The 16168-nt window shown below is 47.8% G+C and carries 11 protein-coding genes; 3 read left to right on the top strand and 8 right to left on the bottom strand.

The window, feature by feature from the left end; all coding sequences use genetic code 11:
• The coding region (locus tag B5D40_RS10880; RefSeq protein WP_078776920.1) for a transposase at window positions 1–251 on the bottom strand (251 nt) is incomplete at its 3' end.
• 11 nt (window positions 252–262) lie between these two features.
• On the opposite strand from B5D40_RS10880, the gene B5D40_RS10885 reads away from it, so the two are divergent.
• Window positions 263–643, top strand: a complete 381-nt coding sequence (locus tag B5D40_RS10885; RefSeq protein WP_078776921.1) for a GNAT family N-acetyltransferase — start codon at window positions 263–265, stop codon at window positions 641–643.
• 385 nt (window positions 644–1028) lie between these two features.
• Here the strand turns inward: B5D40_RS10885 and B5D40_RS10890 are convergent, their stop codons facing one another.
• The 7 genes from B5D40_RS10890 to B5D40_RS10920 form a co-directional block, all read right to left on the bottom strand.
• Window positions 1029–1511, bottom strand: a complete 483-nt coding sequence (locus tag B5D40_RS10890; RefSeq protein WP_233134243.1) for a GNAT family N-acetyltransferase — start codon at window positions 1509–1511, stop codon at window positions 1029–1031.
• A gap of 97 nt (window positions 1512–1608) precedes the next feature.
• Window positions 1609–2328 carry a ribonuclease PH gene (gene rph / locus B5D40_RS10895; RefSeq protein ID WP_078776922.1) on the bottom strand — a complete coding sequence of 240 codons (720 nt, stop codon included), beginning with the start codon at window positions 2326–2328 and terminating at the stop codon, window positions 1609–1611.
• Between the two features lie 11 nt (window positions 2329–2339).
• The gene (locus B5D40_RS10900; RefSeq protein ID WP_078776923.1) at window positions 2340–3200 is read right to left on the bottom strand and encodes a prephenate dehydratase; all 861 of its coding nucleotides are present in this window, start codon (window positions 3198–3200) and stop codon (window positions 2340–2342) included.
• On the bottom strand, window positions 3197–3712 hold the full coding sequence (locus tag B5D40_RS10905; RefSeq protein ID WP_095849510.1) for a C40 family peptidase: 516 nt from the start codon (window positions 3710–3712) through the stop codon (window positions 3197–3199). Before B5D40_RS10905 ends, B5D40_RS10900 begins: the two co-directional genes overlap by 4 nt.
• 179 nt (window positions 3713–3891) lie before the next feature.
• Complete coding sequence (locus B5D40_RS10910) at window positions 3892–8523, bottom strand: hypothetical protein (RefSeq protein WP_078776924.1); 4632 nt, start codon at window positions 8521–8523, stop codon at window positions 3892–3894.
• A 13-nt stretch (window positions 8524–8536) separates the two neighbouring features.
• Complete coding sequence (locus B5D40_RS10915) at window positions 8537–11587, bottom strand: right-handed parallel beta-helix repeat-containing protein (protein WP_078776925.1); 3051 nt, start codon at window positions 11585–11587, stop codon at window positions 8537–8539.
• A complete protein-coding gene (locus B5D40_RS10920; RefSeq protein WP_078776926.1) occupies window positions 11587–13443 on the bottom strand; it encodes a FecR domain-containing protein in 1857 nt (618 codons plus the stop codon). The genes B5D40_RS10915 and B5D40_RS10920 overlap by 1 nt, the downstream gene beginning before the upstream one ends.
• Window positions 13444–13628: 185 nt before the next feature.
• Here B5D40_RS10920 and hemN point away from each other — a divergent pair, with 185 nt between their 5' ends.
• Both hemN and B5D40_RS10930 read left to right on the top strand, forming a co-directional pair.
• Window positions 13629–14990 carry an oxygen-independent coproporphyrinogen III oxidase gene (gene hemN, locus B5D40_RS10925; RefSeq protein WP_158222088.1) on the top strand — a complete coding sequence of 454 codons (1362 nt, stop codon included), beginning with the start codon at window positions 13629–13631 and terminating at the stop codon, window positions 14988–14990.
• A 153-nt stretch (window positions 14991–15143) separates the two neighbouring features.
• A complete protein-coding gene (locus B5D40_RS10930; RefSeq protein WP_073304275.1) occupies window positions 15144–15986 on the top strand; it encodes a peptidase associated/transthyretin-like domain-containing protein in 843 nt (280 codons plus the stop codon).
• Window positions 15987–16168 lie beyond the last annotated feature (182 nt).

A 16168-nucleotide genomic window follows, 5' to 3' on the forward strand; every position in this document is an offset into this window, starting at 1 on the left:
TTCTCGAGAACGTCTATTTTACGCTGTTTCGCCTTTTCGGTTATGTCGGGGCGTTTCTGCTCGAAAATCCCCGTAGCGGATTCGAAAAGTACCTTCCTCCATTCGAGAATTTTGTTCGGATGTATCTTGTACTCGTCCGCAAGTTCAGATAAGCCTCTGCCCTTGAGGAGAATTTCGCTCAGGATTTTGACTTTCTCCTCCGCACTCAGGCGGCGACGTTTCTGTTTTTCAAGTTTATTTTCTTCTGCCATAAGGTGGCTCCTTGGTTGGAAATATACACCTTATTAGCTTCCTCAATTTTTTCCAAGTTGCGGTTAAGCGCTACAATATTTCCAAAACGACGAAGCGCAAGTGGGCAAAATTCGCTTCTTATGACAGCGATCGAAATGTCTATGTTGCTTCCTCGTATCTTATTGCTCAGCTTGGGAAAAATTATTCAAAAAAAATTTGTCATCCCATAAGGGGTAATGAGCTGCTGGATATTTGTATGGCTAAGGTTAAGGAATGCCAGGATGTTGTAGGTGGTGGAATAGTATTTTTGGAATGTGAAAATAATACAAGATTGATGGATTTCTATCAGAAAAACGGTTTTGTTGAATATAACGTAAAAAACAATCTGGTTCAAATGGTGCAACGGATTTGAATGTATCGCAAAAATACTCATTCCGGGGAAGCTTATAGATTCTCCGGACGCACTTCTCGTGGCTCCGCACAGCCAGAAGGTGAAGACGACCGTGGAGGAATTCAAGGTCCGTGGTTCCGACCTTGTGAACGAGTCGCAGACTGTGTGTTTTCTTATGCGTAGCTTTCCCTGAACATCTTGTCAGACTTTTGCTGTACACAATATGCTCTCACATATTTACAGGGATGTAGAATATGGAGAGTGGAGTTACGCAAAGGCAAATTGAAATAATTAAGCAATGATGCAAGATGCTTTCATTTAAGTTTGCGTTCAAACGATATTTGCACGGCGATGCAAAATCAGGGGTTTTGCTCTGTAGTCGCATGTACCTTGTAAAAATATCCTGTCAAAGCGAAACGGCAGATTTTTCGTACAATTCCGGATAAGGGATAATCGGAGAGGCTTTTTCTGGATGGTTTCCAACGCGCTTCTCCATCCAGAGCATATTGTACCAGCGTCCGAATTTGCAGCCGCATTGGTGGAATTCTCCTGCGATGGAAAATCCGAGATGCAAGTGAAAATCGGCACTGTTCGTCGTCAAAAATTCGTCGTTTTTTTCCGGCGTAGCGACGCAGGCATAAAGATTGCGAATGCCCATTTTTTGCAACCTGCATTCCAGTTCTTGGTAAAGCATTCGTCCGAATCCGCATTTTGTTGCAGCGGGATCCAAGTAGATGGTGGTTTCACAAGACCAGTCGTAGGCGGCTCTTCCGATAAATTTCCCGGCGTAGGCAAAACCTTGAATCGCATTGCTTTCCTGGATGACCAAATACGGGTAACGTCGCTGGGTGATTTCCATCCGTTTTTGAAATTCTTCGATGGAGGGCACTTCGTATTCAAAGGTGATTGCCGTTCTTTTTACGTAGTGGGCGTATATTTCATGCGGCGAGCGTCGGCGATTCGGGCGTTACGGATAGAGGTCTTATCTACGGCAGCGCGTTTCCGATGGCCTGCATCTGGAGCGGGTAGATTTCCCGGCAGGCTTTTTCTCCGAGCGCGATGAGCGCATCGAGCGTTTGTCGGTCGAAGTCGGCGTGTTCTCCCGTGCCTTGGATTTCGATGAACGTCTTGGCGTCCCGCATGACGATGTTCATGTCCACGTCGGCGGCGGAGTCTTCCTCATAGCACAAGTCCAAAAGCGGTTCGCCATGGACGACGCCCACGGAAATGGCGGTGACGGCGTGTTTTAAAATTTGCGCATCGATTCCCAAACGCGGCTTGATTTTTTGGAGAGCCAAAGCCAGCGCGACGAATCCTCCGATAATGCTTGCCGTTCGAGTGCCTCCGTCGGCCTGAATGACGTCGCAATCGACGACGATGGCGTTTTCGCCGAGAAGGTTCAGGTCGGCGGCCCCGCGGAGGGATCTCCCGATAAGGCGCTGGATCTCCTGCGTTCTGCCGGACGCCCCTTTGCGTTCGCGTTCGACACGTTTTCCCGTACTTTGCGGCAAGAGGGAATATTCGGCGGTGATCCAGCCGCGGCCTTTTCCGGCGAGCCAGGCGGGAACTTCGGGAAGGAGCGTGGCGTTGCAGATGACTCGGGTGTTGCCCATTTCGATGAGAACGGAGCCGTCCGCCGAAGAAATGAATCCCGTGGTGATTTTGACGGTTCTTGTTTCGTCCGCTTTGCGGTTGTCGGTGCGCATGGTTAATCCTTTTATCCTTCGTATTTGAGTCGCTCGGTTTTGCCGCAGGCAAAGGAACCCAGATGGTAGGTGAAATTGGTGTATTGGTTCAGTTCGTCAAAAGCGTCGATGAGCTTTTCGGATTTTGGATTGCCGATGAGGGAAACGTAAAAGATGTAGCCCCAGGGCTTGTCCGGATGCGGGCGGCTTTCGATTCTGGTCAGGTTGATTTCCCGCTTGGCAAAAGCGCCGATGGCGTGATAAAGGGACGCTGGCTTGTCGTCGTTGGCGAGTTCGAATAGGATGACCGTTTTGATGTTTTCCGATTCGGCGATTCTTTGGGGCTCTTTTTGGATGGCGTAAAAACGGGTGAAGTTCACGCCTTTGATGTTTTCCAGATTGGTGCGGAGAACGTCGAGTCCATAGAGCTTTGCGGCGTATGTGCTGGCGATTCCTCCGTCGGTCTTGTTGCCGCGCTTGGCGACTTCTTCGGCGGAACCGGCCGTGTCAAAGAAAATGTTTTTTTCGATTTGGGGGAATTCTTCAAAAAAATGGCTGCATTGCGCGAGTGCCTGCGGGTGGCTCATGACCCGTTTCAGAGTCTGGATGGTCGCGCCCTTATTTGCGCAAAGGCAGTGCTCGATTTGCAGCTTGACTTCTCCCACGATGGGATGACGCCATTTGGCGAGCAGGTCGTAGTTTTCGTAGATGGAACCCGCTGTGGAATTTTCGATGGGAATGGCTCCGCCGTCGGCCTTTCCGGTTTCAATGGCCTGATAGATTTCTTCGAAGGTGTTCATGGGCAACACGTCGATGTCTTCTCCAAAAAGATAGCGTGCTGCGGATTCGCTGTAGGCTCCCCGGCGTCCTTGGAATGCGATTTTTTTTGTCATTGGATTCTGCGTGCTCCTTTGTAGCGTGGCTGCCAATAGGGGTCGGAAAGCGGGCTTATCATGACGCCCTTGGAAGTGCTGGCGTGGGTGAAGTTGCCGTCGGAAAGGTAGAGTCCCACATGATCGACTCCGGAGCCGCCGCCGAAAAATACCAGGTCGCCCGCCTTGAGTTCGTCCTTGTCGATTTTTTTCCCCATGCCGTACATGGCGGTGGAACTGTGGGGGAGCGAGACTCCCGTTTTTTCCTTGTAGATGTTCATGACGTAGCCGGAACAGTCCGTTCCGCTTTTGGATGCTTGGCCGTATTTGTATTTGGTGCCTATCCAGGGCTTGATGATCGGCATCCATTCCGAGGCTTCCCCCGATGCGCTTTGCATCACCTTGTTGGTGTTTTCCTCTCCCTTAGAAAGTCGGTATTCTCCGGCGCTTCTGTCGTAGCTGGGGCGCAGCGGCATGGTGCAGGAGGTCAAAAAGCAGGCCGCGGAAAATAAAAGCAGATAGAAAACTTTCATCGGGTCTAATTTAACAAAGCTTTGGAGCGGGAAAAGGAATGCCGAGAAAAAAAACTTTGATTTTAACAATCAACCGCTTGTCAATCTTTTGAATTTTTTGCGTTTGAAGATTTCTGCGAAAAGAAAAAGGAGCGCGCGTTGGCGACTCCTGTCGTTTTGTGAGAATGGATTTAGGGGCGTCAGAATTTCAAAGAACGCGTCTTGGAAAATTTTCCGACGGAAACGTTCAGGAAATAGACGCCTGATTGCTTGGGCGCATTCAAGACGGTTTGGTTTTCGCCGAGAGAACCGCTAAATTTTTTCAAGTCCGTTTCGATTCCCAGCGCATCGATGAGACGGATGTGGACTTCTTGATTTTGAAGCGATTCCGGCAATGAGAAGCGGATTTGCAAGTTGTCGCCGAGAACTTGAAAACGCAATCCTTCGATGCCTTGGGATATAACGGTTTCCGACGCTTTGGATACGTTTATCCGCGCCGACTTTGCTGATGTCGCAAAATATAGCGGTATTTTCGTATTTTCCTCGAGGGCGTAAGTTTGTCCTTCGGCGGCAAGGGTCGCCTTGTATCCGGCGTTTTGCAACTCTTGAATGCCTTCGACAGAAAAATAGGCTTCTTGCGCTTTGGACGATTTCAGTAGCAAGTCCCATTTGAAATCGCTTTCCTTTTTCAGAATGCTTTTAGAAGCGGCACCTTTACGGCTTTGGATTTCAAGGAAAACGCTTTGGTCTAATCCGGCGGGCGGCTTGGGAAGCGTGATGTCTTGAGTGCCGCATCCGATGACATTCCACGTGTCGTTACCGAATTTTTCGCTTTCCAGTTTTAAACGAAGCGCCCACCCGCTTGGGGATTTCTTTTCTTTGGCGAGAACCGATTTGACTTCGGAAGAAGGGAAGACCGGTTTTGAAGAAAGCTGGTATTCGGCGTTTTCTTTGGCATAGATCCAGGCTCCGGAATAGGCTTTCAGCGTATCGACGGGCTGGTATTCCGACGTCTTGGCGTCCCAAGCGAATAAAGGGAATTCGTCGTTTTCTGCATCCAAGAATGCGGACTCGGAGCCGGCGTAGAGATTCCATGCGTAAGGATTCGCAATCAGATTCCAGCCGCTGTAATAATGCTTCAGTGGCCAGGAAACGGTATCCGATTGGGCTTTTTGTGGCTGGTTCGTCAAAGGCAAGGAAACGGAATCTTCCGAGAAGAACCAGTAACCTTTTTGCGGAGAAGTCTGTTTCAAATCCGTCAAGCGGCGGTATTGCCAATAATCTCCGATCGGATTTTCTTCATCCCAGAAATAGACCGTCATATTTTTTTGAAGAATGTCGAAAGTGTCTGCCAATGCACCGAATGAGAGGATCTGCCACGATTGCGGAGAAACTTCGCTATTTAAAACGGATGCGACCGTCCATTCGTGCTCCTTTTCGGCCAGGACTTCTTTTTTACTCGAAAGTTGGACGCTGGCTTTATATTCTCCGGGAGGGAGAGGGTAGAAGTCGTATGTAGTGTTGGATAGGGATTCGCCCGAAAAAGTGGTATCCACAAGAAGTTCCGACGCATTAAACACGCGGAGCTGTAAATTCAAACCCATGGTGTCGTTGGATTCGACTTGCATTACAAAGCGAACAGCGCTGCCGGCGAATTGGACATTGGAAGAAAGATTGGCAACGGTAGGCAGCAAAGGCTTTGTGAACGTTTTGACTTGGAGCAATGCGTCTTTGGAAATGTAAACGGTTTCGGAATCGGCGATCGGAGAATAATCCAGTAAAATCGAATCCAACAGGACGGAGGTGTCTGTTACGGCGACCCGGATTTCTATCGGCAAATTTTCCATGGCGGGGAGATAGACTTGATTGTTTTCGTAGGAAAGGGGTTCGCCAAAATGCGAGAGGTTTACCGTTACGAGGGAATCGAGCTCTAGCGAAAGGACGTTGGTATCCACTACGCAATCTTCCATTTCTTGGAAAGAAAAGACGATGTCGCCCTGGTAATTGTAAATGTACCCGATTTGATCTTCGACGACAATATCGCCAGCTTCTTCGACGGGCGTGTAGCAAGCGGAGAGGGATTTCAGTTCGGGAAATTCGAGTGTTTCCTGCTTGTAAAAATAACTTGTCGGCAATTCGGATGTGCGGAAAATTTGTTCGGAGACGGCGGAAAAATCATAACGGATGGAATACTCTATTTTGGGGAAAATTTGCAGCATGGTGATCCCGTTGCCTAAAGGTATGGAATCGTTCAAAGCAACGGCGAGGGTCAACGTGTCGTTTAATACGACAACGACGGAGTCCTGCGGATAATCCTCCGGTATTTCGGCAGCAGAAATTTGCAAATAGGCGGGCTTGGGAAGCCGCAGCGTCTGAGAAATCGTCGTGTCGTAGAAAACTTCGTCGAAGAATGTATATTGGAGGGAAACGTTTTGCAAATCATTCAGCTCGATTTCCGTTGATGAATAATATTCGGACTCGGTTTCATTTTTTACCAGAACAATTTCTTCAAAGCCAAAAGTTGCGATGATCTCTAAAAGACATTCCGTCGTTTGGCATCTGGCGATTTCTTCGCTTTTTTCGGAGATAATCCACGAGTTCGTGTACATAAACTCGTCTGTGCCGTCTAGGTCTTGTTTTTGGTAGATGATTTTTGGGAGCGAATCATTGCTGAAAAGGGAGAAGGATGCGCCGTTCCACCAATAAGGATTTGTTGCGTTTTCGAGATATGTATAATATTCGTCGCCCTCGGTTTCGATTTGGTAAGCAAAGGAAATTTGGGGAACGGTAACGGTTGCCAAATAGTAAGCGGTGTTTGCCGAAAGGACAACGGAGGAATCTTTTTTCCAAATCGTTCCATCAAAAGCAAAGTATGATAATGTTGTGGAATCGGCATTGGGTGTATAAGTAGAGGGCAATTCTTCTTCTTTGATGGCGGCTCCGAGGGAATCGTATGCCAAATGTCCGTCGGTTCCGCTATAGGCCTTATATAAAACTTTTGCAATTTGGTCTTCGGTTGTTTGTAAAAAAGAAACTTCAAAAGTGGGGGAATAGCCGGTTTGGGCGGGCGTGTTCAGTAGCTGGGGAAGTCCGTTGTCCGCTTTGGAATAATACCACGACGGATTGGTGCCGTTGTTCAAATTGGATGCGGCTTTGGGAAGGCCCGCTTCTTTTAGAGAATGGTATAAGTAAACGGCAAAAGTGTCGAGAGTGGCATCTTCTCCCGTATAAAATAACTGCGTTATATTGGAAAGCGTGTCCAGAGTATAGTGGCTTTCGATTTGGAAAGTCGGAACATCCATGGGGGAAGCGTTAAAGAGGGCGCTGTTTTTTATGCCGACGTCATTTTGAATTGTTCCCCCAAAATAGGTGTTTGAAAGCGATACGTTTGAATTGATTTCGCCGAGGAAACCGCCGATGGAAACCGAAGAAAGTGGGGTTACGTTGGCGGTTGCGTTCAGTACAAGTTGCCCGCGGACAAAACTTTGTTCGATGATAGCGGAGTCGGCCATGCCTGCGTAGCCGATCAAGCCGCCTAAAACAATCGGAGAAGATTGTTCTGGCAAGGTGCTTTCAAAAGTTGCGGAAACAAGCTTTTCCGGGGAAGCTGCATAGGAATTTCTTAGCACGTAGGAAGAATTCGCGATTCCGGCAAAACCGCCGGCAAAGACTGTCGCTTGCTCGTTTAGATTATTGGCGGTGAGAGTTCCGTTGAAAGAAGAGGATTGGACGGCAAGCAGCCCGATAATCGACCCGGAAAAGCCGCCCATGGCGAGAATTGGCGATTTCTCGTTTTGCGATCCCGAACCGTAAAGCAGGGAGGCGTTTACCGAAACGTTTTGCAGTTGCAGGGAGTTCGTCGAATAGCCCAGCACGCCGCCGATACTGAGCGTGTCGGAGCTCCAGGTTTGCGCGGGGTTCCAGTTTTGTTCAAGAGAAATCGTATCGTTTTTTAAAAAAACAGGAGCGTTTGCCGAACCGATCAGGCCGCCGATTTGGATTTTGCTTTCGACTTCGATGACTTCCGGGGGAACCTGTGGCGAGGATTCGATTTGAATTTCCGCAAAAGATTCTTTGATATAGGTGTCATAAAATCCGGCTTGCCCGATAAAACCGCCGACGTACAACGCGTCATTGGATTGGATGGAAATGTTTTCTGCATGAACGGAGGTGATTTCTGTTGACGATTGGGCGTTGTCGTAACCGATGAGCAAACCGGTTGCGTTCGCCGCATTTTCCGCAGCCATGGAAGTCTGCGCGGCTTTTATAGCGATATTGCTTAGATGGAGTCGTTCCAATTTGACGGGTAGGGTCTTCTCGGCGAGAAGGAGGGAGATCGGCGCGTTGGAAAGCCCTTCGACATAAGCGTTTTCAATGGTCAAATCGGAGATGATTAAAGTGTCTTCCAATTCAAAATGGGAATAGTTGTTTTGGAAAATTCCCAAAGGCGCTCCGCCTTCCGAAATCTCACTCTCGGATTCCACTTTCAAGCAGATGCCAGACATTTTTTTGCCGTTCCCGTCGAATGTGCCGGAGAAAGTTCTGATCGGAGTCAAATTGGAAGAGCATGAGCTGTCGGGCGCTTCGGACGAAAAATTCAGATCCGCTTCCAGGCGGATGACCGTAGAAAATATTTCTACAGTGTCTCCGCATGCTTGGTAGCAGAATTCGTTTTCGGTTAGATAATTATTCAAATTGTTAAATTCTTCGACGGAAGAAATGCCTATCTGGCAGTAGAAACGTTCCGATTCTTGGGCGCAAGAATACGAAAGGGCGTGAGCATTTGTCGTTAAAATGAAGGATAAAAAAGCGAATAGGAAAAATCGTTTCATGGGAAAGTTCCTTTTAAAATTCGTAGTGGAGGGATGCGGATCCTAGAAAGTCCTTGTATTCGTTGGATCGATTGTCCGGGCGGTAATAATAAGCGGCACCAAGCGTCCAATCGGAATAGAGGGCTTTTGAATGGTGGATTCGAAGGGTGATTTGTCCTTCGGCATCGATTTCGAGTTCTCGCAAAGCGTTATCCTCTTCGCTGCGTCGGAAAATTTCTTCCCTAAACGAGCCTTCTAGGAACAATGTGGTGAAGTTTTTGGAGAGTTCGATTTCCAGGCAATCCGAAAAATTCCATTCGTATTCCCGCATCGAGAACGCTTTGTAAAATTTGAATCGCGGCATAAAATTCAAATGATTGCGGAACGAAGAAATTTTGGAGGTAAAAGAAAGGGGAATGCTCGTTTCCGCATAGTCGTTCCCATGAAAGTAATAGCCTAAAATGCCGAAAGACTTGTCGGATAAATCCAGCTTCTCGATGAGCGAATCTTTTTCAAAATGGGACAAATCGTAGCGGTAGGCAAATGTTCCGCCGATTCGCAAATCGTTGTGAGGCAATTTGAGAAAGATCTCCGCAGAAATTTTTTGTTTCAGTAAACGTTCTTCAAAACGCGTTGCTAGGTAAGGTTCTTTGGAAAGCGAATAGTAATAGGCAAAGCGGTCCGCGTCGATTTTTAACGTGTCGTCTTCGGTGATGACGTCAATGATGTTGTCTTTCTTGCTCGGTTGAAACCAGGGGTCACTGTAAATTCCCGAAGATGCCGAATAGTTGGCGTAAAGTCTGGTCGGACGATTTCTTGTGCGGTAATCGGCGGCATAGCGGATGTCAAACGCTATGCGGGATGTCAAATCGAAATGGTTTGCTAAAGAAGCCGTGTGGATGTAATGCGTTCTGTTTTCGTCGGTTTCGTGTTCGTCAAACCAAGAAGCGTTTTTGTCGGGGAATAGCCCCCAGTTCGTGCCTTCGCCAAAGCCGAAAATATTGTTTTTGCTTCCGTTCGCCGCATTTTCGATTTGGAGGTCGTATTGAATATCGAGTTTCCAAAAGTCCAGAATTTTTTGCCCCAAGGAAATGCCGAATTCCCGCTTGTTGTTGATTTGATCCGGGGAACCCGCGCTGTAAAAATCGTCGCCGAGAAATTTGACATATCCTTCGAATGCGGTATTTCCTTTTTCGTATTTCAAAGAAAGGCCGAACGCCAAATTCTGCCCTTCAAAATCGCCAAGATTTGTTTCCGGCGGATCTTCCTTTTCAAATTCTTTTTGGATTTTCTTTGCTTCGGTTATTAAACGGCTCAATTCCGTGCGCATTTCATCGGGGGAAAGAAGGACATTGTCTCCGAATAGGGAAACCAATTCTTGGCGGGTAAGCGTTTTTATCTTTTGGGGATGATTCATCAATTCACGCAATTTGACAAAGTCGGAAACGGAAATTCCCGCTTCATAAAAAACCTGATTGATGGCGCGTTGCATCGCTGCGTCGGCGGTGTCGGCTACCCCAAGAGCTGTCTGTAAGCGCAGTTCCAAAGCGTCTGCCAAGAATTTCCAAGAAACGTCGGCGTAAAAAGTTTTGGAATCAATGGAGGGGTTTACCGTGTTTATGCGGGAAGACATTCCGTCGCGAATAAACGGATCTTCTTTGTAATCCTTGCTGCCGATAAATCCGAGTTCAAAATTCAAAGGGTGAACGGGAGTCAAGTGGACGCTTCCGCCCAAGATCATGCTTTGCGGTTCGGCTTCGCCTTCTTCGATGTAATCTTTGTAAGATGCGTAATTTTTTTTGCCAAGGTATTTCGGGGCTTTGGTTTCGCCTCCGAAAATTTCAAAAGCGAGCATGGATTCGCCGAGCGGATTTTCAAAAAGATTCAATGCGTAAGATGCGCCCAGAACATTGACTCCGGAGAGGTAGAGTTCTCCGCCGGTCGGGTAAAAATCGCCCAGGACGATTTCCTGAAATTTATCGGTATAAACGGTTTTTACCGAGTGGGCGCGGAACTTGTCCCAGGAATCGCTGGAAAGATCCGCAGAAAATTCGAGCGTTTTTCCGTCGGCGGTTTCCGCCAAAATTTCGGCGTACCAGTTTCCGAATTTTCCCGGGATTTGGAAATAATTTTCATAGCGGTCGCCTTTTTTTACGGTGTCCTTGCCGGAAATAAAATCTTCATGGGTTCGATTCTTTCGCATAAAAACAAGATGGTATCCGATTTCGGCGGCAAGCGTTCCCGAAAGCTTCCAGGCGCGCTGCTGTTCCGTATTTGCTGGCTTCTTTTCGAGATTGGGAACGAGGGTGGATGCCGTCGTCAAATCGGAAGAAAAATCCGTTTGGTTTTCGGATGTCGAATTTTGAAGCGAGGACGACAATTCCTGGAGGGATAAAACGCCGACTCGGTTGCTTTTAATTTCGGTTTGGCTCGGCGAAATTTCAGAATCGTCCATAACGAATAGCGCAATTTCATTTTCCGAAAAATGAGCCCGATGGATTCGAATCGTTGTGTTCTGCATGGATTGCAAACCGATTTTATTTTCTTTCACGGTCAAATCGGTAAACCCGGCGTTGGAGTTTTCTGCAAGCAGTAGCGCTGTCCGGTTTTTGATGAACTCCGCTTGGCGAATGTGCAAAAGGGAATTTGTCGCGATAATCGCAGCTGTCTTGGAATTTTCCAATTTCGCATTTTCCAATTCAAGTACTCCGTTTTCCATCGAAATGGCGACTTGGGCGTTTTGGAATTGTACTCCGCGTAAAATGACCGGCGTATTTTCGGCGATGGAAATTCCCTTCCAAGACGCAGAGGAATCTTGGGATTCCAAAATCACGGGATTTGCCGAAGTGCCCGCAATAGCGAAAGAACCTCCCCGGATTTCAATTCCCGCATTGGCGGCAAAGCGCAAAACCGTTCCAGCCGGTAAAACCAGACTGTCGCCTTCTTGGACGACTATCGATTCCGAAATGAAATGCGGCGATGTGCCGTTGCTTAAAACTCGGGAGAGGTCGCTGGAAAGAGCTGTACTCGCGAAGGTCAAAGAAACGGCGAAGAATAGGATTGCCGTTCGTTTTTGAAATGCCATTATCGAACCTCGTAAATTTTACTGGCGGTTTCCGAAGAACCGTTTTTGTGAAGGACTTTGATTTCAAAAACGTTCTTGCCGTTTCTCTGCAAAGTGACAGGAATCTGGTAATCCAGACTTTGTATTTGGGAGTTTGTTTCCCGTAGAATCGTTCGCCCGTTTTGGGTTACGGAAACAAGGGTGAGATATTCGGGATCATTTTCGACCAGGCGGATTTTGAAATGGAGAGTCTTGCTGATTTCGTCCGTCGAACCGTATGGCGGCGGAGGGATTCTCAGTTTTTCCGTTTTATTTCCGAATAGGGAAATGCTGAATTTCTGGGCGGGGAAGCAGCCGAGTCTTTTGGTTGTTCGGGTTTTATTGCCTGTCGAATTTTGGATTTCGACGCTGTATTCATGAATGCCGCTTTTTAACGGAACGCGAATTTTTGCGCTCTTGGAGATGGATTCTTTAAAATAGGAAGCTCCGTCTAAAAGGACTTCAAGCGATGCGGAATCATTTTGGGCTTTGGAAACGAAAAAATCGGCGTTGCAGCGCAGCGAATCGTAGGAATTGAAACGGACTGTGGATGCGCTCCGTTTTTTCTGGGCGCAGACCTTTTGAACGTCTATATCCAGCTCTTCCCTTTGGATTCGTTCCATGGAGGCGAAATTTACGGACAATTTGGAAAAATTGCAAAATTCCTGTTTGTTGGCTACGGGCACCTGGTAGGAAAACGCGTGCTCTTTCCCGTCGGCTTCGGAAATCAAATTGCCCGAAGAGATTTGGCCGTTGATGTTCATGCGCAAAATGGCGAGGGAATCTCGAGTTTTATAAGTCCCTTCCAGAAGAATCCCGTCTTTGCTGGCAATGACCGGCGAAAGCGTTTTCAGTTGGAAACCCGCAGAGGAATCCAGTTCTGTCGTAATTTTACGCATTGTGAAATACGTTTTGAATTCGCCGCAAGGCACTTGGTATTCGTTTACATTGCAATGAAGATGAAAAATTTTCGGTCCAAATCCGGTTGAATCCAATTCCACGGTTTGGTTAAACATGCCATCTTGGGAAAAGGCCAACGGCGCACCGTGAAGCGTTCCGTTTTGGGCGGAGCACTTTCCCTTCAGCTCGATGGTTGGATTGAAAACCGTATCGGGGAGTATATCCAAGGTGCAGGAAACTTGCGATTGTAGGCGTTGCAGGTTTTCTTGGTAGATCGAATCCGCATTGAGGATTTGTTCCAGCTTTTCGGGATAAGAGATAGTCGAGTCCTTGATGATTTCTTCAATGCTTTTGATGAACTCTATATTTCCAGAAGATGCCAACTGCAGGACGCGGTGCTCGGCAGAGTCCAAGAGAAGCGTTTCTCCGCCGTTTAAGAAGAGATCGCTGTTTATCTGCAATTTTCCGGAAGCAAGGCTAAAAATAGATTGATTGCGAAATATGGCTACGACTCCGCTCGTTCCACGGATGGCAGCCACGGCGTGTTTTGTTTTAAATGAAAAGGAGGATTTCTGATGGACTTGTTTTTGGGCGGAAAAGCTGATGTTTCCCGAAAGGATTTCGACTTGTGTCTGTGGGGCGCTTTCTTTCGTATTCAGTTCGGCTAGGGAGACTTCCGATTCCTCTTCCACAACGACAATGCTGCCATCCGGCAAAGCCATTACGATTTCGGACTCTTTCCCGGTTTTCAGTCTATCCTTTTCAAAAATTTTATTGCCGATTCGTACGGCGGACCATTCCGCCGATTCCTTTTTCTGTCGCAAAGCTTCGCCTAATGCGGAACGTACTTTGGCATGTACTTCTGCGGCTCCGGCTTGGGCGGTGAGAACTAAAAAGAGAAGAACTGTCGTAGCTCCGGTGGGCAAAAAGCGTTGCATAAAACCTCATCCAAAAAAAGCGTAAAAAAAGTAGTATCTTTTTGAAAATTTGTAAACTTTTTGAAATATCAATGAAATTTTGTTGCTGGCACTGGCCTTTTGACGGGCAAGATGGCGAGGCTCTCTTGAAAGTTACGCAAAGGAAATTGATGGAAAGGAATTTTTCACTTTGTTATATTAACGGCATGGATCACGAAATCATCGATTTCCTTTTGAAATACAATACGAACGCGCCTCGCTATACGAGTTACCCCCCGGCCAATCTTTTTCATGCTGCCAAGGACCTGTCGCAGATTGAACGGCTCTGGCGGGAATCGAATGCGCTCAAGCCGCAGAATGTGAGCTTTTATTTTCACATTCCCTATTGCCTGAAGCATTGCCTTTTTTGCGGCTGCACGTCGGAACTTTTGCCCGCGGACGGTTCGGGCTCTGAACGCTATTTCGCCGCTCTTTTGGCGGAAATGGACCAAAAGCTCCCTTGGATTGATTCTTCTCGTCCGGTGACGCAGGTGCATTTTGGCGGCGGCACGCCGACGAGTGTGCCGTTTTCCTATCTGGAACGGATTTTGAACAAGTTAAGGGAACGTTTTGTTTTTGCTCCTCATGCGGAAATCGCGATAGAATGCAACCCGGCGTCCATAGATGAAAAACGGCTGCGGGAATTGGCGAAAATCGGATTTAACCGAGTGAGCTACGGGATTCAGGATTTTGATCCGCAGGTTTTGAAAAATATCGGGCGCGATCCGTCCCTTTTGCCTATTCGGGATTTGCTCGCCCTTTCGCGCGAACTGCATTTTTCGGGAATCAATCTGGATTTGATTTACGGCTTGCCGTCGCAAACGGAGTCCGGCTTTTACAGAAGCGTAGAGACCGCGGCGGATGTCCACCCCGATCGGATTGCGCTCTACAGCTATGCGCACGTGCCTTGGTTGAAAGAAGCGCAAAAAACGCTGGAGCGTTTTGCCATGCCTACGCCGCACGAAAAGCTGTCTTTCTTTTTGGGAGCGCGGGAAATTTTCAAAAAGGCCGGCTTTATGGATGTGGGCATGGACCATTTTGTGGATCCGGCGGATTCCTTGGCGATTGCTCTGTCGCAGGGGCTTCTGCACAGGAATTTTCAGGGCTATTGCACCCGGGCGACGACGGGAGAGGTGTATGCGTTCGGCTCCAGCGGCATTTCCCAGCTGGATAACGCGTATTTGCAGAATGTGCATGAAAGCCGGAAGTATGTAGAACTTGTCGAAGCGAACGCCATGACGGAAATCCGTTGCGAAGAACTTTCCTATGAGGAACGCGTCATTCGCGATGTCATTGAACGCTTGATGTGCAATCGTCGACTGGCGGTGTCAGACGAAGAAAAGCGGGTTGTCGGTGCGGGCTGGGACAGGCTTCTGGATTTGGAAAAGGACAAGCTGATTGTCAAAAAATCCGAAAACGAAATGGAAGCGACGGAGCTTGGAACCCTTGTCATCCGCTATTTGGCGATGCAACTGGATCCTCTGATGCGGAACGCGCAGCGGGAAGGCGTTTTTTCCAAGACGATTTAAGGCCGCGACTAAAGTCAGTTATCAGTGGTTAGTAATTAGCGGTTAGCGACAAGTGCCCTTCGATAAATCAAAGCCTTTTTTAGAAGCAGGCTAAAAACTTTCCTTGAAAAAAACTATCTTTGCGCCATCAAAAACAGATTGAGGAATTTTGTTATGAAGAAAATTTTGCTCCCCCTTGCCGCAGCCGCTGTTGTATTTTCCTTCGTCGGTTGCCAGAAAACAGGAACGATTTCCGGTCAGGTCGTGGATGCGTTTACAGGAAAGCCTGTTGAAATGCCGACCGTCTGGATGGATTCCACTATCTATGGAACGCACGCCCAGAAATATGCCTACAAGGATATGCTGAAAGAAGGCAAGTTCAAGTTTGAAAAAGTTCCTACGGGCAAGTATCTCATCAAGGCGCGCCGCAACAAATACATTTTGGGGCAGCAGACCTTTACGACCACCGACAAGGAACCGAACAAGGAAATCACATTGTATGAATATCCGGACACGGTCTCTCCGGGCCTTTATGTTCCGGGTGAAAATTCAACCAAGATTGCCAACGAATGGGCGATTTTCTCGACGACCTGCAAGGAATCTCTCGCCGGTCTCCGCATCAGCTTTGAACAGGATATGAAGGCTTCCGCCCCGAACCAGAAAAAGGAAAAGAAGAAATCCAAAAAAGACATCAAGCTGAACAAGCTTCCCGATGCGAAGGTCGTCGATGCGGCTGTCGATTTCCTCTATTGCAATCCGGGTTCCGTGACGACCGCTGTGGAAGTGGCTTCTTATCCGGCGGCAACGGCTGCGGTTTCTGCGCATGCGGACTGCCAGGGCTTCGATCAAGACAAGCAGGGCATTTTCCCGGATGTTTCCAAAAAGACGGATCTTGCTGTGGAATACCGTGCAGAAGGTCTTTTTGCAGTCAAAGGAACTCTCCCGAAAGGAAAGCAGCTGGTTGTCGTGTCGTCGAACGGCAAGACTCTCCAGTCCTATTATCTTGAAGTCAAGTAAAATTTGTTCTTGTCTGAAATTCGGCGGCCTTTGCGGCTGCCGTTTTTTTGTACTCGGAAGTTTTTTGCTCAAATGATGGCGCCTATTTTGGAACAATTCGGATGGTTGCCGTTTTCGTTGGCGTTCCTGTTTGCGGCCTGTTAGGGAAAGAATTTATTATTGTTGGATGTTGTTTTATGTAA

The organism is Fibrobacter intestinalis, assembly GCF_900167415.1.
GTDB lineage: Bacteria > Fibrobacterota > Fibrobacteria > Fibrobacterales > Fibrobacteraceae > Hallerella > Hallerella intestinalis.

Bases quoted from the DNA above. Each gene is read 5' to 3' on its own strand.
- B5D40_RS10905 (WP_095849510.1), bottom strand. From the start codon at position 3,712: ATGAAAGTTTTCTATCTGCTTTTATTTTCCGCGGCCTGCTTTTTGACC.
- B5D40_RS10900 (WP_078776923.1), bottom strand. From the start codon at position 3,200: ATGACAAAAAAAATCGCATTCCAAGGACGCCGGGGAGCCTACAGCGAA.
- B5D40_RS10910 (WP_078776924.1), bottom strand. From the start codon at position 8,523: ATGAAACGATTTTTCCTATTCGCTTTTTTATCCTTCATTTTAACGACA.
- rph (WP_078776922.1), bottom strand. From the start codon at position 2,328: ATGCGCACCGACAACCGCAAAGCGGACGAAACAAGAACCGTCAAAATC.
- hemN (WP_158222088.1), top strand. From the start codon at position 13,629: ATGGATCACGAAATCATCGATTTCCTTTTGAAATACAATACGAACGCG.
- B5D40_RS10920 (WP_078776926.1), bottom strand. From the start codon at position 13,443: ATGCAACGCTTTTTGCCCACCGGAGCTACGACAGTTCTTCTCTTTTTA.
- B5D40_RS10915 (WP_078776925.1), bottom strand. From the start codon at position 11,587: ATGGCATTTCAAAAACGAACGGCAATCCTATTCTTCGCCGTTTCTTTG.
- B5D40_RS10930 (WP_073304275.1), top strand. From the start codon at position 15,144: ATGAAGAAAATTTTGCTCCCCCTTGCCGCAGCCGCTGTTGTATTTTCC.